Genomic DNA, 20,669 nt, shown 5'->3' on the forward strand with positions numbered 1-20,669 from the left:
CTCAGTAGAGGGAGAATTCGGTCAGCAAGATTCCCCACGTCACGAACCAGAACGAGAAGACCATGAAGGTGATGAACAGATAGAGCTTGAACCCGAGCTCGTCGTCGTCGTAGATTCCCGAGAGCTGGACGACGACCGTCTCGAGGACGATCGCCCCGAGCACGAACGCGAGCGCTGTGTTGTTCGTCGCTGCCGGCGCGTCAATCCCCACCTGCATGTACGAGAGGAGGCCAGCAGCAACCCCCAGGAGTGCGCTGGAGGAGGTCACCCCGATGGACCGGAGATGTTCCCCCCGGTCGCTCAACGTTGCAGTCGACATGTGGTGGTCTCGGACGTGCGTGGGCAAAAGCCGTTCGGAGTGACTCGCAGGGACTCGGTCCCGGCTCAGCCCTCAGCCATCGCGGTCGACGACCTCGATGTCCGTCTCGGCCTCGATGTACTGTTCGAGTTCGTCGTAGCTGTCGAATCGATCGAGTTCCGCGAGCGGGATCGATTCGAGCTCCTCGCGGGAGATCGTCTCGTCGACCGAACCGGTGTCGGCACCAGCCGTCGACGCGGTCGTTGTCCACCCGCCCCCGGAGTCGATGGCGAAGGTGTCGCTCGCCTGCGTACTGGCCGTGTTGAACGTCGCCCAGCCGAACAGATCCCACTCCGGCGAGACCCCGTCGAGGACGATCCGGACCTCTTTGCCGGCCTTGATGTTCCCCTTCGCCGTGACGGTGATCGTAGCTGAGCCACTGGCCGGTTCAAACGTCCGGTCGTGTTTTCGAGCCGGCGAGCCGCCGACCGTGAGCGAGTCGATACTGGCACCGTCGTAGTTTGCCAGGAAGCTCGTGAGATCGATCGTGACGGTTTCACCGTTGCTCAACTTGCCGTCCAGCGTGAACGTCAGTTCCTGCGTATTCGAACTCGTAACGTCGCCAGCAGACACCGAGGCGAACCCGGGCGGGCCGCCCCCGCCGTTACCGGTACAGCTGTAGGAAAACGAGTGTGTGTACGTGATTCCCTCGACGGCGAGCGTCGACCCGAACGCGTCGGCCGTCACCTCGACGGTCGCCTGGCCGGTACCGCCGCTGGCACACGTCAGGGAGAGGCCAGTCTGTGCACCAGGATCGAGCGATGAACCGAACCCGTCGCTGATCGCGAGCGCGCCGTTCGGATCCGAGACGATCGCGGCCTGCGCGTCGAGCGTGTCGAACCGTCCGTTGGCGTTGTTCGTGATCGTGAGGACGGCGGCATCGTTCTGGTTGTCCGGCGTCTCGCCGGTCGGCTGGATGCCGAGGATGGCGGTTTCCGTGGGAGCGGTCTCGACGGTCGTTCCTCGATCCGCCGCAAAGGTACTGAATCCGAAGACCGGACCGGCCATGAGCAGGGCTCCCGCAACCACCAGTACCGCCCCCAGTTTCGTCAGTGAGCTCCCGATCACGGTAATTTGTCCCCTACGGCGGCCGCTCCATCTCGCCGAGTCGGTAGCGCCGACTCGTCAGCACGTGCGCGATCGCCGAGGCAGTCACGGCGCCGAGCACCAGTCCGGCCCAGCCAAGCGGCGGAATCGTCTCCGTCGGAACGACGTCGGCCCAGACGCCCGCGAGGACGACGAAGCCGAGGACGGACAGGCCGAGGTAGTAGACGCCCCAGGGAATCGAGTCCGCGGGGACGATATCTAAGTAGATCTCGAGCGCGTCGGCCTCGTCGGTCAGTTCGATCGTGTGGTTTTCGAACTCCACCACGTCCGCTCGCTCGAGAGTGGGCAGGTGCGTCTGCTGGAGCGCGGTGTAGACGCGCTTTCGCTCGGCGGACGTGAGTTCCTGGACCTCCTTGTCGAGTTCCCACGCGGCGACCTGCTCGGCGAGATCGCCGAGTTCGACCGGCTCGTTGACCCGTTTGCAGTAGTGGATCGCGTACCGCCGACGGCGGTTGCTAAGCAGCTCGAAGATTTCGCCGTGGCTTCCGTGTGACGCTCCCATGCTGTCGCTCACCAGTCCGCGCACCCTCCCCCGAAGGTGTGACAGTTCTAGGACCGATCGCTACTAAGGTGTTTGGGCCGACGACCGTCTCAACGTCCGAGATATCCATTCAAGACCGGCTTGAACGACCTTCTGGCCGACCGTGCGACCGTTCCGGCTGCTCAATACAAAGGGGATGTGGTGGCTGGGGTGAGTAAGAACCGCGCCGCGTCGGGGTCGGCCCGCAGGGCGTGGGGGACATATCATGAGAATGAATCGACGCAACGTTCTGGTCGGACTGGGTGGCATCGTAGCAAGCGGCGGCGCACTGCTCGGCACGGGCGCGTTCAGCACCGTGACCGCTGATCGTACCGTGACTGTCGAGACGAGCGGCGACGCGAGTGCACGAGTGGCGTTCGAAGCGACGAGTGACTACGCGAGCATCACCAACGACAAGCTCGAGATTTCGCTCACCGACGCCAACATCGACGGCACGCTGACGGCGACCGGCGCCTTCAACATCATCAACAATCACTCCACTGAGATCACGCTCGACGGCCCCTGGACGACCCAGAGCAACAATATCGACGTGACGCTGACAGCGCAGAACAATACGCTGGCGGCGGGTGGCACCACGCCGGTCGATCTCGAGATCGATACGAGCGGCGCTGCTGCAGACGCCACCCTCAACACGACGATCACGATCACCGCGACGACGTAAGACAGAGCTGACCGGGTCAGGATTCGAGCATCGACGGACGGATTCGACGGCCGAGAAGCCTCGTCCACTCGTGGGCGGAAACGCGTCAACCAGTGGGGACAGGAACCTGCCCAGCAGTGTCACCACCACGGCGCTGTCGGATTGACCCGGTCCCGAACGAGGGTCGACCGGCTGGGAGATCACAGGGCCAGAATCGATGACACGCACGACGTGGCTGACAGTACTCGCACTCGGGTCGCTCCTGCTCGCCGTCCCGACGGCAGCGGTGGGCCTCGGCGCTAGTGACACCACCACCGAGAGCGACGCGACAGAGGCTGTCGAACTCACCCCGCGAAGCGAGTACGCGACCATCGAGGACGGGGAACTCACGCTCGACTTCGATCGGCTCAACGTCGACGCGCGGACCGACGTCGACGCCGTCTTCGACGTGACGACGGCCGACGACAGCAGGGTCTGGGTCGAACACGACGTACATGGAGTCACGTTCTACGACGGCGATCGGAAAACCGCTATCGACGCCGCCGATCCTGCGTCCCTGTCCGGTGGCGAATCGATTACCCTCGGCGTCTCCATCGACACGCACGAGGCGCCGACCGGAACGGAGTCGTTCTCCGTCGTCGTCGAGACGGCGGACGAGGGAAGTGACGGTGGCGGCTTCGGCGATGGCGGGGCAGGTCCGGGGGCCGGCAGCGGGGACGAGGCGACGACGAACGGAAAGCTGGCCGTCGAGCACGCATCGGTCGACGTGACCAACGTGACCGCCGGCGAACGGGTCACGGTGACCGCCACCGTGTCGAACCCCACCGACCGGCGAATCGCCGATCGGATCCCGATCCTGGTCGACGGGGCCGTCGTCGACGATCGCGGTGTCGAACTCGCGCCGAACGAGACCCGGACACTGACCGTCGGCTGGACGCCCGAATCGGCGGGCGTCTACCGGCTCAGCGTGGGGGAGACGACGGCGGGGACCGTCGCCGTCTCCAACCGCACTGGCCTCTCGCTTTCGTCGGTCGAGTTCGCGTCGCCGCTGACGGCGGCGATCGCCCCGCCGGCGACGCTCGGGCTCGTGGCGATCGGCCGCGTCGCGCGAGGTCGGCGGCGTTAAGTCGGTGCCGACCGAGGCCAGCATCGTAGCGTGGGTAGGGGCGGAGAAAACGAGGAAAGATCGTGGTTGATATCGAAACGGCATCGCGCGTACTCGGCGTGGCGTTCGCCATCCTCGTAGCGGCGCTCGTCCTCGGCCAGGTGCTCGGCCAGCCGATGTTGCTTGGGTACGTCGCCTCGGGGAGTATGGAACCCGCGATGGAGACCGGCGACGGGTTCGTCGCCGTGCCAGATGCCCTCGCGGGCGACGTCTCCGAGGGCGACGTGATCGTCTACGAGGCGCGTGAAGTCAACGGCGGCGGGCTGACGACCCATCGCGTCGTCGAAGAGACGGACGACGGCTACGTGACCAGAGGCGACGCCAACCCGTTTACGGACCAGGACGGCGGCGAGCCGCCGGTGACCGACGGCCAGATCGTCGCGAAAGCGCTCCAGATCGAAGGGACCGTCGTCACGATTCCGCACCTTGGCACGGTCGTGATGGGGATCCAGTCGCTGGTGCTCGGCGTCGTCGGCGCGATCGCCGGCGCACTCGGCCTGGGGAGCGGCCCGGGCGGTCTCGACGCCGACGGGGCAGGAGCGATGCTGGTCGGTCTCGGCGTCGCCCTGTTTGGGTTCGGCGTCGTCTTCGATCGGGCTGGCCCGCCGCGGCGGGAGACGACGCGGACGACCACCCGTCGGAACGTGATCGCCCTCTGGTCGGTGATCGCGCTCGTCTTGCTCGTGCTGGTGACGGCGGCGACCGCGACGATGGTCGTCCCGTCCGGCACAACGGGCTACGACGTGATCAGCACCGACGAGCCGAGCGACGATCCACAGCGGATTTCACCGGGCGAAACCAGCGACCTCATCCGCACGATCGACAACGCAGGGTACGTCCCGATCGTCGCCCAGACCGAACCGGCGAGCGACGGCGTCGCCATCGACCCGGCCCGGCAGGTCGTCGGGGCGCGGGACGAGGGCGAGGTGACCGTCACGCTGTCGGCGCCGGACCGAACCGGAACCTACGTCCGGACGGTCCGCGAGTATCGCTATCTGCTCGTGCTCCCGCCGACCCTTTTGGGATGGCTCCACGGCATCCACCCATATCTGGCCGTCGCGGCCGTCGACGCAGTGGTCGTGGGCGCCGCCGTCGTCCTGCTCCTCGCCCTGTTCGGCCGGGACGACATCAAGTTTCGAACGCCCGGCTCGCACGTCCCGGTTCGACGCAGAGTGAGACGGAAGCTTCGAAAGTGGCGCCGTTGAGCGTTCGGACGGGGCCAGTACGGTTATCAGTCAGTCGTCCGTACGTCTCGACAAGTCGGGGGTGTGCCGGCTGGGAACCGGCACGTGGGCTCGCTCGAAGCGAGGCCCGACGGGATGGGAACAATGATCGACAATCCACGAATCGACCTGCTCGTCGCTCGGTACGGCCGGACGTTGCTCGTCGCGCTGGCCGTCTGCGGCGTCGTCGCGCTCGCACTGTCGGGCTGGGCGGTCGCCTCGCCGGAGACGACTACGACGACCCAGCAGACGGGCACCGACCGCGTCTCGACCGAGGTCGGGACCGAAGCAATCGTCGAGACCGGCGGGCTCTGGCCCGAAGGGACAGTCCTCGAAGACGAACCGGTCTACCTCACGAACGCGACGGAGACGCTGACACTCACCCCGCAGACGGCCGTTCCGGCGACCGACACGAGCGTCTACCACGACATCTCGCTCCGATACGAGGCCGTTCGCGACGGCGCAGTCTTCTGGAACGAGACGACCCAGCTCAGTCGACAGGTGCCGAGAGTTCGCGACGGCGTCGCCAGCAGTTCGGTCGACGTCGACGTCGCCGCCGTCCGCGAACGGATGACCGAGATCGAGCGCGAGGTCGCCGGTGTGGGCGACGTACGCGTCGTCGCCGTCGTCGAGACGGAGTACGACACGGGGACGACCGCCGACGCGTTCACGATCGAGACGGAACTCGTCGCGACCGAACGCGCGTTCTGGCTCGCCCAGCCCGTCCCATCCCACGAGGAAACGCACCCACAGTACGCACTGGTGACCGAGTCCGAGCCCCGCTCGACGGCGCTCGTCGGCCTCCTGGCGATCGTCGGGACGCTCTCGCTCGGTGCAGCCTGGGGGCTCGACCGACGCCGCCCGATCGACGAGAAGACGGCTCGTCGGGCGGTCCACGAGCACCGGTACGCCGAGTGGATCTCCCGCGGCTCGATCCCCATGTGGATCGGCGACCATCACATCGCACTTGACACGCTCGAGGACGTCGTCGACGTCGCCATCGATACGAGCGAACGGGTCGTCCACGATCGCCAGCGCGGCCTGTTCGCGGTCGTCTCTGACGACGTCGTCTACTACTACACCGACCGCGGCCTCTGGGAGGAGACCGCCTGGCCGAACATGAATCTGGAGGACACCACCGGTGGAGCCGAGGATGCCACCGGAGCGCCGCCAGCCGCCCCCGGATCGGCACCGACCGACGGCCCCGTCGGTCCGGCCGGCGCCCCGACGGACATCGATCCCGACGACGAAGACGCCTGGGAACAGCTCTGAACGTGAGTCATCCCGAACGGCGACGGGTCGCCGCGATGGAAAGATGGATGGGGTGGCCACGTCGATCACCGCTGGGTCGCTCGACCAGCTGGACGGCCTGATCCAGACCACAGTGACCGAGTGTCCCGCGAATGTCCGCTGGGCGCGTCGCAGCGGACCCGATTTTCCGACGGTCCCGACGACCGATTCGAGAGCGTCAACTTTTATGCTCCTGGAGTGTTTCGATTCGTAATGATGGAAGCAATGGACTCGACGGAGCTCGGCGACTGCCCCCCCAGCGCCAAGCTCGTCTACAAAGTACTGGAGTACGACGGCCCGCTGACCCAGAAACAGATCGTTCAGGAGTCGATGCTGTCGGCCCGGACCGTCCGCTACGCGCTCGAACGACTGGAGGAGATCGGCATGGTCGACGAAGACATCTACTTCGCCGACGCTCGCCAGAGTCTCTACCGACTCGAAGAACCAGTCGCCGCTGACGGCGGGCTGGACGACGCCAGTGCGGCCGAAGACGCCTGCTGCGCCGAATAACGCGGATCACCCGTTCTCTCGTCGCGACTTTCACGACCAGTCACGACGCCGCGCACAGGGCCGTCGCCGACTCGGCTGTCGAGGACCCGTTCGTCGACACGGGCGAAGGCCACCAGCAAAACGGAACCTCGCGCATCGAGACGGTACTGTTAACCCAGTCGCGGACCGGTCGAGAGATATGAACGTCGACCGCGAGCGACTCCCGCGCTCAGGATGGCTCTTCGTCGGTCTCCTCGTGATGGCACTGCTGACCAGCCTGTTCAACGCGCTCGTCTTTCACCCGCTCGGCCTCCCGCTGTCTTTCAGCGCCGCCACCGTCATCGCCGGGATGGCACCAGTCATCATCTACGTCGGGGTCTGGTACGACGAGGAGAAACGACCCTACTGGGAGCACAACCGGCTCCGAATCGCGACCGACGTCACCTTCGTCGTCATCGGGACGCTCCTGGGCGCGTCGGTCGCTCTCTTCGGCCTCCTCGAACTCGGCCTGCCCCGCCTTCCCCGCGAACTGGTCGCCATGCTCGTCGGCCTCGTCGCCGGCTGGGCACTCTTCTACACCAGAAATCCCGAGATCTACTTTCAGAATATCGACGGGAACGGCAACTGAGTGAGTGCGGCGTCGAAGGGGCAGTCAATTTCGCCGATCGTCGCCACCCGTTTTCTTACGACGACACCACGGCAATCGGTTCCGCTACGATGAAACGACCGTAATCGGTTCCGTGTGATCGATCGCATCCTCCAGCTCGTCCGCGATCGCGCTACCCCTCGACACCTGGATCTCGCCGCCGCGGCTCACCGTCGCGGTGAAGAGGTACTCGCCGGCCGCCTGGACCTCGACGGTCTCGCCGTCGTGGCCCTCCACCGGGATGACGACGTGGCGCGAGGTGATCTCGGGCTGGACGAGCTGGCCGACGGGGTCGCCGGTCGGCTGTGCGCCGCCGGACCGACCGCCGTTCGCGCTGCCAGCATCCGCGGTGGCGCCGCCATTGCCCCCGCCCGAGTGGGGATTCTCCTCGTGCGTGCGGACGTCGATGCTGATACCCAGGCGATTCTCCACGTCAGTGATACGCCCGCCACCCTTTCCGATGACCGAGGAGATGTCGTCGTCTTCGACGTAGACGACGGCTTTGTCCTGGCTCTTGAGACGGACCTCGACGTAGCCCCTGGCGATCGAACGGATCTCGCGTTCGATCTCCTGCTTGGCGATGCGGTCGACGCCCGACTCGCGCGCGCCGGGGCCGTCCTCGTCATCGTCGAGCGGCACCGTGACGACCTGGCGGTTGAACGTGTAGATCTCGTAGGCGGGGACGCCGGTCTGGAAGTCCGTCACCTGGATGACCGGCCGGGCGAGGTCCTCCTCGGTGAGGCCCGCGGGGACCTTGACCGTCGTCTGGACGTCGTAGACCGTGTCGATCTCGCCCGCCTCGACGTAGACGACGGTGTCGACGATCTGGGGGATCATGCCGAGTTCGACCCGGCCGATGAGGCGCTGGAGGGCGTCGATCGGGCGCGTCGCGTGGACGACGCCGATCATGCCGACGCCCGCCAGGCGCATGTCCGCGAACACCTCGAAGTCGTCGGTCTTTCTGACCTCGTCGTAGATGGTGTAGTCCGGCCGGACCATCAGGAGGGCGTCGGCCGTCTTCTCCATCTGTCCGCCGAGGGCCGTGTACTGGGTGATCTCGGGGCCGACCTGGAGGTCGCGCGGCTTCTCCATCGTCTTGACCGCGTAGTCGTGCGTCTCGAGGTAGCGCGCGATCGCCTGGGCGAGCGTCGACTTCCCGGCCCCCGGCGAACCGGAGACGAGGACGCCGCGCTGGCGCTCGAGGAGGCGCTCTTTCAATTCGTCGGCGTGTTCGTAGTCCTCGAGGTCCGTCTGAGCGATCGGCCGGACGGCCGTGATCTCGATGCCGTCAGCGAACGGCGGGCGGGCGACCGCGATACGATAGTCGCGGAACTGGACGATCTTCATCCCCGGCTCCGTGAGTTCGATGAAGCCGTCGGGGGACTCCTTGGCGCCGTCGACCACCTCGCGGGCCCACTCGTCCATCGTCGCCTCGTCCGTCGGCTCGTCGGCGATCTCCTCGTAGCGCATCTCGCCCAGGGCACCCCGCTTGGCCTTCGGGATCGTGTCCGTCTTGAGGTGGACGCTCATCGTCTCCTCGTCGAAGAAGTCCTCGATCGTGAGCGTGCCCACGTCTCGCGACTTCGGCGAGATGTACTCGACGGTGAGGCCCTTGGCCTTCGCGACCTCGGCCTGGACGACGTCGCTCGTGACGAACGTCGCGTCGCGTTCCTCGGCCAGATCGCGGATGAGCGCGTCGATCTCGCCCTCCGAGGCGCGACCGCGCTCGCCCGCTGTCGGGCGTTCGCCGATGTACTCGAGCTCGATCTCGCCGTCGTCGGCCAGGCCGGCCAACGAGTCGAGTTCCGAGAGCCCCTCCCAGCCGCTGTCGAGGCCGTCGTTGGCCTGCGACTCGAGTTCCGCCACGACGGCTTCGGGGACCGACACCGTCGCGTCCGCGAACGTCCCGTCCGCGATCGAGGCCGAGACCCGGCCGTCGATCACCACACTGGTATCCGGCACGACGTGCATACCGGCTCTCGGTCACGTACGCTGATAAGGGTGTCCACCTGTCGAACGGTTGCGGGGTAGTCCGGGCGCTCCCGTCGCAGCCCCAGCACGGATCTCGCCGATCGGCGAGACCCAGTCGACCGTTGGCTTGAATAGCCACGGAGTCAACGATCACCTGAATGGACGATCGGGGCCTGGACGGGGCGGACGAACTGACGATTCTCTCGCGGTCGGAGCTCGCGGACCGGGTTCGCCAGCGGACCGCCGACCTGGAGAACCTGATGGACACGATGGTCGACGTCCTCGTGAAGCTCGGCCCCGACGGCCGGATCCGCATGGCCAACGAGGCCGTCCGTGAGATGCTCGGCTACGACCCCGACGAACTCGTCGGCAAGCCGATCGACTACGTCCTCGCCGAGTCGAGCGACGACGTCGAACTCGCTTCGATGCTACACTCGGGCGAACTGATCGAACACCTCCTTCGCGAGGGCAGCGTCACCGACCTGGAGAGTTACCTCGAGACCAAAGACGGCGAGGCCGTACCGACGAGTCTCTCCGCGTCGGTGATGACGGACGACGCGGGCAGCGTCGAGGGGATCGTCTGCGTCGCGACCGACACGACCGAGCGAACCGAAGCCAAAGAGCGTGCCGAGTTCCTCCACTCCGTGCTCAGACACGACCTGGGGAACAAGCTCACCGTCATCGACGGCTACCTCGAACTGCTCGCCGAGACGGACCTCACCGACCAGCAGCGGGAGTACCTCTCGTACGCGGACAACGGCGTCACCGAGGCGATCGATCTCGTCGAGAACGTCCGGACGCTCCACCAGCTCGACGCCGACGAGGAGCTCTCGTCGATCTCACTCTCCAGGGTGATCAGCGAAACCGTCGATCGGCACGCCGACCTGGCGAGCCAGCACGACTTCGACGTCGAGACCGACGTGGACGAACTCCACGTCACGGGTGGCACGCTGCTCAAAGAGCTCTTCGCCAATCTCCTCGAAAACGCCCTGGTCCACTCGGGCGGCTCGCAGATCCGCATCCGGACGACCGCCACCGACGACGCCGTGACCGTCTTCGTCGAAGACGACGGCGACGGGATCGCTCCGGCCGACCGCGAGCGCATCTTCGATCGCGGCGTCGCGATCGGCGAGTCCGGTGGGACGGGACTCGGCACCCACCTCGCCGCCGAGATCGCGACCAGTTACGGCGGCGAACTCACCGTCGACGATTCGTCCCTGGGCGGCGCCCAGTTCTGCGTTCACCTGAAACGGGCCAACTAGGTTGTGAGCCGGGACAGGGCGGGATCTGACTACTCGCCGTCAGTCACGGTGACGTCCGCGTCGAGTAGCGCTGCCTCGTCCGACAACTGCGTTTCGTACAGCGTCATCCCGGCCGATGCTGCGAGTTCGATCCCGGCTTCGTAGTGCTCGCGAGCGCGGTCTACGTTCCCCTCGTCGCGTTCGAGGCGCGCCAATTCGCGCCGGGCGCGAATTTCCGCGAGCGCGGAGAGGTCTGACGCGTCGGCGAGGGCGGATTCGAGCCGGTCACGGGCGGCTTCAGCGTCGCCGGCCGCTCGAAGAGCTGCCCCCAGCGAGACGTCGACGCGGATCGTCTCCTGCGGATTACCGTCCGGCATCCGTTCGTGTGCCGTCCGGGCACAGTCGAGTGCCCGCGACGGCTCGCCAGCCGCGACGTACGTCCGCGAGAGGTGATCGAGCAGGAACCACTCCGCGATCACGTCGTCGGTCGACTCAAGGCGGGCCCGTGCCTGCTCCTGTTGTTCGACGGCCGTCTCCACGTCCCCGCGCATTCGGGCGATAACCCCGGCGTACGCGGCCCCGGTAATGCGCAGGCGGACGAAGTCGTGTTCGGCGGCGAGTCGCTGCCCCGTCGCGACGTACCGGTACGCCGAGTCGAAGCGTTCGGCGAGCAAATACGCCCAGGCGAGATTCGTGTAATAGTGGACTCTATTTTTGACGTTTTCGGCATCATCGACGGTAGCTAGCGCTCGTTCTAATCCGTCGATTGCTGCGGGTAAATCACCGAGTGAGAGTTCGATGAGGCTCGCGTTCCACCGAGCGAGTGCGGTCGCGTTGGTATCGCCGGCGCGGTCGGCGAGATCGGTCACCTCGCGGTACCGGCGCTTGGCGGCCGACCAGTTGCCTTCCTTCTGGAGAATCGTGCCGAGATTGTTCGTCGCGAGAATTCTGGCTCGAACGTTGCCCGTCCGTTCGGCGAGTTCGTGTGCACGCCTGAACGTCTCGGCGGCGGCTTCGTTTCGACCCGCGCTGCTGTAGACGATGGCGAGATCGTTCAGACAGCGAGCCAGTTCCCGCTCGGCCGAGACGGTCTCTAGAATCTCTGCACCGCGTTCGGCGAGGTCGACAGCCTCCTCGACCGATCCGACGTTGTGAGCGACGTTTCCCAGGTTCTGATATGAGCGACCGAGCGAGAGATCGAAGTCGATGGAATCGGCATACGAGCGCTGGGTCCGGAAGTACTCGCGGGCCGCCTCGTGCTCGCCGCACTTCATGTGCGCGCTGCCGAGGTAATCGACGAGCCAGCAGACCGCCTCGGTGACCTCGTCACCGCCGACGTCGAGGCCGCGCCTGGCGAACGTCTTCGTCTGCTCGTACTCGCTCTGCTCGAAATGCATCCGGGCCTGGTAGTAGTAACTGCGCCGGATCCGGTCCGGCTCGTCGGTGGCCTCGCGGACGTATCGGAAGTACCGGTCCGCCGCGTCGAACTCGCCGCGGGTGTAGTGACTGTCCCCCAGCGATTCGAGCAGGGCCAGCGCGTCGTCGTCCCGGTCGAGGTCGCGCGCGATCGACAGTGCGCGTTCGTAGTGTGCGGCCGCCACGTCGTGAGCGTACGTGGCCTCCGCGTCCGCGGCTGCGAGCCGGTACTGTTCGAGGGCGGCCGCCGCCTCATCCGCCCGGTCGAAGTGCGTCGCGATCCGGGCGTGGTTCGGGTCATCGTCGGCTGCCAGCAGAGTGGCGATCTCCCCGTGGCGTTCTCGACGACGGTCCGCGTCGAGTGCCGATCGGGCGCCGCTCCGGAGGACGTCACTACGGAATCGATACCCGCCGTCCGTCTCGCGCCAGATACCGGCGTCGACGAGCAGGTCGACCCGGTCTCGCAGTCGCGCCGGCGAGAGCGCACAGAGCGCGCCGAGCGTCTCGACGGTGATCGGTTCGTCTACGAGCGCGCCGACGTCGACCAGTTCGCGCGTCTCGTCGTCGAGGCGGTCGAACCGGCGGCGGATCGTCGTCTCGACGACGCCCGGCGCGGAGAGGGCGTCGGTACTCGTCGGATATCTGTCGACCCGCGGATCGAGCGCGCCGTCCTCGAGCGCCGCGGCGACCGTCTCGACGACGAACAGGGGGTTCCCACCCGTCACCGTGTAGACGGCGTCGGTGAAGGCCGCGGGGACGCCGCGCCGACCGAGTTCGTGTTCGACGAGCGTCGCCGTCGTCTCTCGGTCGAACGGCGAGAGCGGGAGGACGGTCGGTTCATCGGCGTCCGGCCCCACCCGCTCTTCGAGCGGGTCCGCGTCGTCAACACCGTCGCCTCGGTACGTACACAGGAGCAAGACGGGGGCGGGTGCGAGCGACGAGTGGAGGTGCGCGAGCAGGTCGAGCGTCGCGCTGTCGGCCCACTGTAGGTCCTCGACGACCAGCACGACCGGGGCGTCGGCCGCCCGCGTTTCGAGCCAGGAGGCGACGTCACCGTACAGACGCGTCCGGTGGGCCCGGTAGGTCTCGGCATCGGGTGTCTCGAGGACGGTGTCGACATCGAAGGCGGGTGTGGTCGCGTCGCCGGCGTCGAGTGCGGCTTCGATCGGTTCGAACGGTGCATCGCCGCCGGGCCGACTGCGGCCGACGAAGACGTCCGCACATCGCTCTCGGACGCGGTCCAGGAACGTCTCGACGACCGTCGTCTTTCCGACGCCCGCGTCCCCGGTGACGACGATCGTCTGTGTGGTGTCGGTGGTGGGTTGGCCGGCGTCCGTCTCGACAGTGGCCGTCGGATCCACGGTTGTAAGCGACTCGAACGCCGCCGTCAGTCGGTCGAACACAGTTTCGCGGTCGACTACATCGTCGAACGCGTCCTCGAGGAGGAGTTCGCCCGACGGCGAGCGGCGGACGAGGGCTTGCGCGACCGAGATGTCGACGGCCTCTGGAACGTCGCACAGGTCGCACTCGACCGTGTCGGTACCGTCGAAAACGGTTACCCGTTCGTCGGTCAGTTCCGCTCGCAGTTCCGCGGCGCGGTCGTGACCCGCGTCCGTCAGTCGGTACCGCGTCCGGTCGGTTTCGTCGATCGACTCCTCGACGAGGCCCGACCGAGTCAGCGAGGAGAGCGCCGCGAGGAGCTGAACGCGGTCGGCCAGCGACTCGCCGAAGGCGATCGTCTCGCTCAGTTCGGCCGTCGTCGCGCTCCCGTCCGCTCGCTCGTCGACGGCACCGGTCGAATCGAGCGCGAGGACGACGAGGTCCGCGACGCCGTACGCAGTCATCACCCCGAATTGAACGGCGACCGGTAAAACCGTTCAGGCCCATACAACGAGCCACGGCCACGAGAAACGTGTTAGAAGAGATACACTGAGGTGGCCGGCAGCGCGTGGAAACGTTCCACGCCGGGGTGCGTCAGCATGGAACGATCGGACGACGGGAGGCAGATCAGATTCTCAGCTGCCGGGAACGCGCTCGGACACTTACCGAAACACCCGAACACGTTCCCGTCATGCACCCGCAGCAGACGTTCGGGAACGGTGGGCTAACCGACGCGCTCGACGTCGACGATCTCGTCGACCGGATCGGGCTCGACAACGAGGAGATCGCGTGGCGCAAGGAGTTCGTCGGGTTCGACGAGGCCGACGAGCGCCGACTGGCCGACCTCGAACCGCTCTTGCAGGCCAACTCGGAGACGATCGCCGACGACTTCTACGAGAACGTCTTCGAGTACGAGCAGACCCGAGCGATCGTCGACCGCTCGCCGAAGGGGGTAGACGCGCTCAAACGGACCCAGCAGGCGTATCTCGTCTCGCTGGCGACCGGCGACTACGACCAGTCGTACTTCGAGAACCGGACCCGGATCGGCAAGCTCCACGAGATGCTCGACATGCCCCTGAAACACTACGTGGGGCAGTACGGCGTTTACTACGATCTCCTCCTGTCGCGGATGAACGAGCGCGTGCAAGCACAGGTCGTCGACGCCATCGAGGAGTGGGCCGCCGAGCGCGAGACCGAGCAGGACGCGGGCGGTCTCGGCCGGTTCGTCGGCGCACTCGGACTGGGCGTCGAGGATGAGGACGGCGACGACGGCCTCGAGGAGTCGTTCGAGCGGGCCGTCAGGGACGCCATCGACGAGGGCATGATGGACGTCCTCTCGCTGTTGCGGATCATCAACCTCGATATGCAGGTCGCGACCGACACGTACGTCGACTCCTACGCACAGCGGCTCGAGGAGTCGATCGAGCGGCGCAAGCGACTCGCCACCGAGGTCGAAACGGACGTCCAGACGCCGCTCGGGGAGCTGTCCGACGCCAGCGAAGACGTCGCGGAACGCGCCGAAACGATCAGCGACCACACGGAGTCCCAGGCTGCGGCGATCGGACAGGCCGCACGCGAGCTCGACGAGGTCAGCGCCGCCGTCGAGGAGGTTGCGGGCGTCGCGGACGAGGTCGGTGCGGAGAGCGACCGAACCGAGCGCCTCGCTGCCGACGGCGTCGAGGCGGCCGACGACGCGGTGGCCGAACTCGCGGCCATCGAGGACGCGACCGACCGCGTCGCCGAGGCAGTCGAGGGGCTCGCAGCCCGGACCGACGAAATCGACGAGATCGTCGATCGGCTCGACGCCCTCGCCGACAGAACCACGGTACTGGCAGCGAACGCCAAGATCGAGTCCTCCCGGTCGGGTGATCAGACGGACGAGACCATGGACATCATCGCGTCGGAAGTGCGGTCGTTCGCCGAGCAGACGAAAGCCGATCTGGGAGCGATCGAAGACGCTGTCGAGGCGGTTCGCGAGGAGGCGTCGGCGACGATCGCGACGACCGAAGAAACCGTCGCTCGCGTCGACACCGGCACCGATCGCGTCCGAGAGACGGTCGACTCGCTCGAGAAGATCCACGAGGCGGCCGAATCGACGGCCGCGGGCATGGAAGACGTCGCCAGCGCGGCCGACCAGCAGGCCCGCGGGGTCGAGCGGGCGGCGGAGACACTCGCCGAGCTCTCGGGGTCGGCCGACGAGGTCGCGAGCGCCGCGGAATCGGTCGCGGCAGCCAGCCAGCAACAGACCGCCAGCCTGCGCGAGATGCGGACATCGGTCGCCCGGCTCACCGACGAGGCACCAGCGCCGGAGCCACCGGTCTACGAGCAGCTAGACTGACCCGACGGGCGACGAGCAGAGTGACTGACTCGCCGAGCGACCCCGCCGGTTCCGGTGGACTGAACAGCGACGCCGTCGATGGGTCGGCCATGACCCTCGTCGAACTGACCCGTGAACTCACCGCGATCCCGAGCCACGAGGACGCGACCGCCGCCGGTGACTTCCTCGAAGACTGGCTCCGGACGGAAACCGACGCGACGGTGACGCGTGACGCGGTCGGCAACGTCGTCGCCCGCCGCGGCGATCCCGACGGAGGGACGCTCGCCCTCGTCGGCCACCACGACGTCGTCCCGCCAGACGAGTCGCAACTCGTGAAGAGTGGGGCGGACGGCCACGAAACGGCCGAGCAAGACGCCAGCGGAGACGGTGGGAGCGCGAACGGCCGCGGCGCGGACGAGTACGTCGTCACGGAACGCGACGGACGGCTCTACGGCCGCGGGACAGCGGACATGAAGGGTGCCGTCGCCGCCATGGCACTGGCATTTCGGGACGCAAACGTGGCAGCGGACGAGGACCGGGCGAACGGCCGCGGCCAACTCGTCTTCGCGAGTTTCGTCGGCGAGGAGATCGGCGGCGAGGGCGTCCGCCACGCCATCGACGAGGGGTTCGCCCCGGACGTCGCCGTCGTCGGCGAGGGGTCGACGAACTACTCGCGATCGGGCGTGACGGACGTCGCGGTTGCACACAAGGGCCGCCGGGCGAGTACGATCACCGCCCACGGCGAGGCGGCCCACGCGAGCGAACCGGAGGCGGGGACGAACGCGATCTACCGGGCGAGCGGGGCGGTCGACGTCGTCCGGGAGCTGTCGGCCACCGAGGTGACGATTGCAGGTGAATCGCTGTCGGGCAGCGTCGTCGTCACGGAGATCGACGGCGGGTCGGCCTGGAACGTCGTTCCGGACCGGTGTGCGATCACCGTCGACGAGCGCACCGTGCCCGGCGAACGGGCGCCGCTCGACCGCGTCGAGGCGATCGAAGGCGTCGAGTGGGCCGTCGACCAGGACCTGCCGCCGATGGCCTGTGAGGACGACGAGTTCGCCGACACCGTACTCGACGTCGCCCGGCAGGTCCACGAGCAGCGTGGCGAGTCGGAACCGACCCACGTCACGAAACCCCACGCGACCGACGCGGGCTGGCTCGCCGACCGCGCCGGAACCGAGTGCGTGATCGTCGGCCCGGCCGAACCCGGAGAGGCCCACACCGCGGACGAGAGCGTCTCGATAGACGTCCTGGAACGGTGCCAGGCGGTGTACCGCGACATCGCGTCATCGTGGCTGACGGCGTGAGTGGCCGATAGAGCCTGACAGCCCATCTGGCGCTCGCGGTCGCGCATCACCGTGAAAATCTAGCGGCCTCCCCAGCCTGAGGAATCTAGCGGCCTTCCCAGCCGATACCACGACGTTGATGACGCTCGGGACAGAAATGCAACCAATGGCAACGCAACAGGAGGAAACGTCGGTCGCCGACACCTACGAGGAGCTCGAATCGCGCGTCGAACGGCTCACCAACATCACCGCCGGAGCGGGCGTGCTTCGGTGGGACCAGGAGGTCATGATGCCCGAGGGCGGGACACCCGCCCGGGCGAAGCAGCTCTCGACACTCTCGTCGCTCTCCCACGAGGAGCTGACCGATCCGGAGATGGGCGACCTCCTCGACGAACTCGAGGCGGCCGACCTCGACGAGGCACAATCGGCGGTCGTCCGCGAGATCCGCCGAAAATACGACCGTGCGACGAGCGTTCCCACCGAACTCGTCGAGGAGATCTCCGAGACGACTGCCAACGCGCATCCCGTCTGGACGGAGGCGAAGGAAGAAGACGACTTCGAGACGTTCGCCCCGACGCTCGAGACGCTCATCGAACAAAAGCGCGAGTACGCCGAACACATCGACCCCGACGCCGACCCGTACGCGGTCCTGTTCGCCGAGTACGAACCGTATCTCGACCTGGAGACGGCCGAGCGCGTCCTCGAACGGCTGCGCGACGAACTCGTCCCGCTGATCGAGGCGATCGGCGAGAGCGACGTCGAGCTCGGTGGCGCGTTCGACGGCACGTTCGACCCCGAAACGCAGGAGGAGCTCTCGCGTGACGTCCTCGACACGGTCGGCTACGACTGGGATCGCGGCCGCCTCGACACCGCGCCGCACCCGTTCTCGACCGGGACGCAGTTCGACGCCCGCGTCACCACCCGCTTCGACGAGGAAGATCTGCTGGGTTCGATCACCTCGACCGTCCACGAGTTCGGGCACGCCAACTACACGCTCGGCCTGCCCGACGAGGGCTACGGCACGCCGCTGGGTGAGTCGCGCGACCTCACCGTTCACGAATCGCAGTCCCGCCTCTGGGAGAATCACGTCGGTCGCTCCGAGGCGTTCTGGGAGTGCTTCCTGCCGACGGCCGCCGAACGCTTCCCCGCCCTCGACGACGTGTCGGCCCGCGAGGCCTACGAAGCCGCGAATCAGGTCTACGACGACAACCTCATCCGCACCGAGGCTGACGAGCTGACCTACCACATGCACATCATCGTCCGGTTCGAGATCGAGCGCGACCTCATCTCGGGCGATCTGGACGTCGAAGACGTCCCCGAGGTCTGGAACGACAAGTACGAGGAGTACTTGGGCGTCCGGCCCGAGACCGACGCCGAGGGCTGCCTGCAGGACATCCACTGGAGCCACGGCTCGTTCGGCTACTTCCCGACGTACTCGCTCGGCTCCGTCCTCGCCGCGCAGCTGTACGCCGCCGCCGAGGACGAAGTAGGCGACATCGACGCGCAGGTCCGCGAGGGCGCGTTCGACGAACTCAACGGCTGGCTCCGCGAGAACATCCACCGCCACGGCGCGACGTACACCACGCCGGATCTCGTCGAGGAAGCCACCGGCGAGGGCTACACGGCCGACTACTTCATCGACTACGCGACCGAGAAGTACGGCCGACTGTACGACCTGGACGGATACTGACTCGGCTGTCGCCAGACCGACCGATCCGGCCATTTCGGGACCGCACCGTGAGTGCCGGTGGATCGGCTCCCCGGGGACCGGCACCTATTTTTGACTGTCACGGGCACGAGCGGGTATGTTCGACATTGTACGCGGCGTGATCCGCGGCGGGTTCGCGGTGCTCGGCGGCTACCTCTGTACGCTGGCACTCGTCGTCGGCGGACTCGTCGAGGCGCCAGCGGGGGCCGCCCACACCTTGCTCGACGCCCACACGGTCGTCCTCGGGAGCGGGACCGCTCCCGTGACGCTCGTCGGTGTCCCCCTCGTCGTCCTCGGGCTGGCCGGCTACCGGATCGGCAACGGAGTCGGAACGGGCGTCGTCGGTCGGCTTCGCGCGTCGGTCTCGTCGCTGTTCGGGTCGAACACGAACCAGACGCGGACTGCGCTCGTTGGCGTCGGCTACCTGGCTCTCGGCTACGCGTTGAGTGTCGCTCTGGCGAGCGCCGTCGTCGACGTGTCGATCGGTGAGACCGCCGTCGGCGCCTTCGTCGTCGCGGCCCTGGCCGGCGCAGTCGGTGCGCTTGTCGGGGTTCGGTAGGCGCGAGTCAGCGCGAATGGGCCAGGTGGGTCGGGACAGCCCGTGTCCGTGCGACAGTGTCGACTACAACAGTCCCTCGCCGAGGACGATCACGGCCACGTTGTTCGCCAGTAGCAAGAATCCGGCCGCGAGCAACCCGCCGAGGAAGATTTCGACGGCGAGGGCGACCGGGCCGCGATAGCCCCGGGGCAACGCACGGACGATCGAAAACAGCGCGTGGAAGAAACCCGCGAGAACGACGAGCGCGGAGACGTGGCCCGCCACGACGATCCAGAGCGACTGGCCGTAGAGCCAGGCCATGAGCGGGTTTCGTTCGTAGCCGAGGCCGACCGTCCCGGCCGCGAGGACCGAGAGCAGGAGGTCGAGCGTGAGAAACAGGAACAGCACGACCGCTGCCCAGTCCCAGTACTCGTCGTAGCGGGGCGTCGCGTCGAACCAGGTCGTCATGGGGGTCCAGACCGGATGGTCTGGCTCCCGATTGTGGGAGTCTGGGAAAGAAGGTTGTGGCCGGCGTCGGCTCCGTTCGGCATCCCCGGCGAGTTAGTGAGCCCAGATCGGACGGATCAGGCGGCCTGGAGCGGCCCCTGTCGCCGCCGGAGGATCTCGAAGAGGCCGAGTGACGTGGCCAGCGCGCCGAGCCCGACGACGGCGAGGACGAGGCCGGCCTTCCCGGCGATCGGCGTCGCCCCCGCAGAGAGGAGGCCGGTCGACGCGGCGAGGACGATCGTGATCGCGGCCATCACCAGCGGAACGACCGCGACGGCGGCCGGCCCGGCGAGGCCGGGTTCCGGCGGCTCCGCGGTCGGCCGGCGGACGAACCGGACGTCGTCGGATCCGTAGCNAGATGTGTATAAGAGACAGACTCCGTCGGGTCGTCCGCGTGTGCACTGACCGAGTAGCAGAACACCCCGTCGTAGGACTCCCTGAGAATGTGAAAGGCAGTGCGGAATCGTCGCCCGAACGCATCGGCGAAGCAGATCGCCACGTCGTCGATCACGACGGCGGCTTCGTCACCGCCACCGGGTCGATCGACGCTCGCGTCCGGAAACTGTGAGTCCAGGTACGTCGCCAGTGACGCCGCCGCCGTCGGCGACGTCTCGTACTCCCACTCCCGAAGCGCCCGTTCCAGTCGCTCCCTGTCGACGGACCCCCCAGCCCGTCGGGTTCCCGACCCCCCAATCATACTGGACCGAAGGACAAGCGGGGCCAAAATAGTTTTCATGGTTCATGAGATTCAAGGCCGCCGATACGTCCGCAGGTGGGATGTGGGCCGCTCGATTCGGCGACGTGAAAATAACCCGACGACGCCGGAGAGGCGAGTTTCAAGCTGAC

18 protein-coding genes are annotated in these 20,669 nt (G+C 67.1%); 11 read left to right on the top strand and 7 right to left on the bottom strand.

Annotated features, from left to right (window positions below; translation table 11 throughout):
- Nucleotide 1 precedes the first annotated feature (1 nt).
- The 3 genes from C479_RS07000 to C479_RS07010 all read right to left on the bottom strand — a co-directional run bounded on the left by C479_RS07000 (nt 2) and on the right by C479_RS07010 (nt 1,967).
- Nucleotides 2-319, bottom strand: coding sequence for an EMC6-like membrane protein (locus C479_RS07000; protein WP_049907135.1), 318 nt, complete (start codon nt 317-319; stop codon nt 2-4).
- Between the two features lie 72 nt (nt 320-391).
- A complete protein-coding gene (locus tag C479_RS07005; protein ID WP_083893836.1) occupies nt 392-1,426 on the bottom strand; it encodes a hypothetical protein in 1,035 nt (344 codons plus the stop codon).
- Nucleotides 1,427-1,439: 13 nt separating this feature from the next.
- On the bottom strand, nt 1,440-1,967 hold the full coding sequence (locus C479_RS07010; protein WP_007700021.1) for a DUF7344 domain-containing protein: 528 nt from the start codon (nt 1,965-1,967) through the stop codon (nt 1,440-1,442).
- 250 nt (nt 1,968-2,217) lie between these two features.
- Between C479_RS07010 and C479_RS07015 the strand changes: the two genes are divergently transcribed.
- The 6 genes from C479_RS07015 to C479_RS07045 all read left to right on the top strand — a co-directional run bounded on the left by C479_RS07015 (nt 2,218) and on the right by C479_RS07045 (nt 7,441).
- Nucleotides 2,218-2,667 (top strand): hypothetical protein, encoded by a 450-nt coding sequence (locus C479_RS07015; protein WP_007700024.1) that lies wholly within the window; start codon nt 2,218-2,220, stop codon nt 2,665-2,667.
- Between the two features lie 196 nt (nt 2,668-2,863).
- The gene (locus C479_RS07020; protein WP_007700027.1) at nt 2,864-3,772 is read left to right on the top strand and encodes a CARDB domain-containing protein; all 909 of its coding nucleotides are present in this window, start codon (nt 2,864-2,866) and stop codon (nt 3,770-3,772) included.
- Nucleotides 3,773-3,834: 62 nt separating this feature from the next.
- Nucleotides 3,835-5,016, top strand: coding sequence for a signal peptidase I (locus tag C479_RS07025; protein WP_394295142.1), 1,182 nt, complete (start codon nt 3,835-3,837; stop codon nt 5,014-5,016).
- 123 nt (nt 5,017-5,139) lie between these two features.
- Nucleotides 5,140-6,306, top strand: coding sequence for a DUF5305 domain-containing protein (locus tag C479_RS07030; RefSeq protein ID WP_083893838.1), 1,167 nt, complete (start codon nt 5,140-5,142; stop codon nt 6,304-6,306).
- A gap of 231 nt (nt 6,307-6,537) precedes the next feature.
- The gene (locus tag C479_RS07040) at nt 6,538-6,834 is read left to right on the top strand and encodes a winged helix-turn-helix domain-containing protein (protein ID WP_007700041.1); all 297 of its coding nucleotides are present in this window, start codon (nt 6,538-6,540) and stop codon (nt 6,832-6,834) included.
- A gap of 178 nt (nt 6,835-7,012) precedes the next feature.
- Nucleotides 7,013-7,441, top strand: coding sequence for a hypothetical protein (locus C479_RS07045; RefSeq protein WP_007700043.1), 429 nt, complete (start codon nt 7,013-7,015; stop codon nt 7,439-7,441).
- A gap of 84 nt (nt 7,442-7,525) precedes the next feature.
- Here C479_RS07045 and C479_RS07050 read toward each other — a convergent pair whose 3' ends face one another.
- Entirely contained in the window at nt 7,526-9,430 is a 1,905-nt protein-coding gene (locus C479_RS07050) for a PINc/VapC family ATPase (RefSeq protein WP_007700045.1), read from the bottom strand.
- 158 nt (nt 9,431-9,588) lie between these two features.
- Between C479_RS07050 and C479_RS07055 the strand changes: the two genes are divergently transcribed.
- On the top strand, nt 9,589-10,692 hold the full coding sequence (locus C479_RS07055) for a PAS domain-containing sensor histidine kinase (protein WP_007700047.1): 1,104 nt from the start codon (nt 9,589-9,591) through the stop codon (nt 10,690-10,692).
- Between the two features lie 29 nt (nt 10,693-10,721).
- Here C479_RS07055 and C479_RS07060 read toward each other — a convergent pair whose 3' ends face one another.
- The gene (locus tag C479_RS07060; protein WP_007700049.1) at nt 10,722-13,931 is read right to left on the bottom strand and encodes a tetratricopeptide repeat protein; all 3,210 of its coding nucleotides are present in this window, start codon (nt 13,929-13,931) and stop codon (nt 10,722-10,724) included.
- 227 nt (nt 13,932-14,158) lie between these two features.
- Between C479_RS07060 and C479_RS07065 the strand changes: the two genes are divergently transcribed.
- From C479_RS07065 to C479_RS07080, 4 genes are all read left to right on the top strand, one after another.
- A complete protein-coding gene (locus C479_RS07065) occupies nt 14,159-15,805 on the top strand; it encodes a globin-coupled sensor protein (RefSeq protein WP_007700052.1) in 1,647 nt (548 codons plus the stop codon).
- Nucleotides 15,806-15,894: 89 nt separating this feature from the next.
- Nucleotides 15,895-17,091, top strand: coding sequence for a M20 family metallopeptidase (locus C479_RS07070; RefSeq protein WP_049907142.1), 1,197 nt, complete (start codon nt 15,895-15,897; stop codon nt 17,089-17,091).
- Nucleotides 17,092-17,236: 145 nt separating this feature from the next.
- Nucleotides 17,237-18,760, top strand: coding sequence for a carboxypeptidase M32 (locus C479_RS07075; RefSeq protein WP_007700058.1), 1,524 nt, complete (start codon nt 17,237-17,239; stop codon nt 18,758-18,760).
- A gap of 115 nt (nt 18,761-18,875) precedes the next feature.
- Nucleotides 18,876-19,337 (top strand): hypothetical protein, encoded by a 462-nt coding sequence (locus C479_RS07080; RefSeq protein WP_007700061.1) that lies wholly within the window; start codon nt 18,876-18,878, stop codon nt 19,335-19,337.
- Between the two features lie 63 nt (nt 19,338-19,400).
- On the opposite strand, the gene C479_RS07085 is transcribed toward C479_RS07080, so the two are convergent.
- Together C479_RS07085 and C479_RS16230 are read right to left on the bottom strand one after the other, a co-directional pair.
- The gene (locus C479_RS07085) at nt 19,401-19,784 is read right to left on the bottom strand and encodes a hypothetical protein (RefSeq protein WP_007700064.1); all 384 of its coding nucleotides are present in this window, start codon (nt 19,782-19,784) and stop codon (nt 19,401-19,403) included.
- 116 nt (nt 19,785-19,900) lie between these two features.
- Entirely contained in the window at nt 19,901-20,077 is a 177-nt protein-coding gene (locus C479_RS16230; protein WP_161607163.1) for a hypothetical protein, read from the bottom strand.
- Nucleotides 20,078-20,669: the final 592 nt, after the last annotated feature.

This window comes from Halovivax asiaticus JCM 14624 (assembly GCF_000337515.1).
Taxonomy (GTDB): Archaea; Halobacteriota; Halobacteria; order Halobacteriales; family Natrialbaceae; genus Halovivax; species Halovivax asiaticus.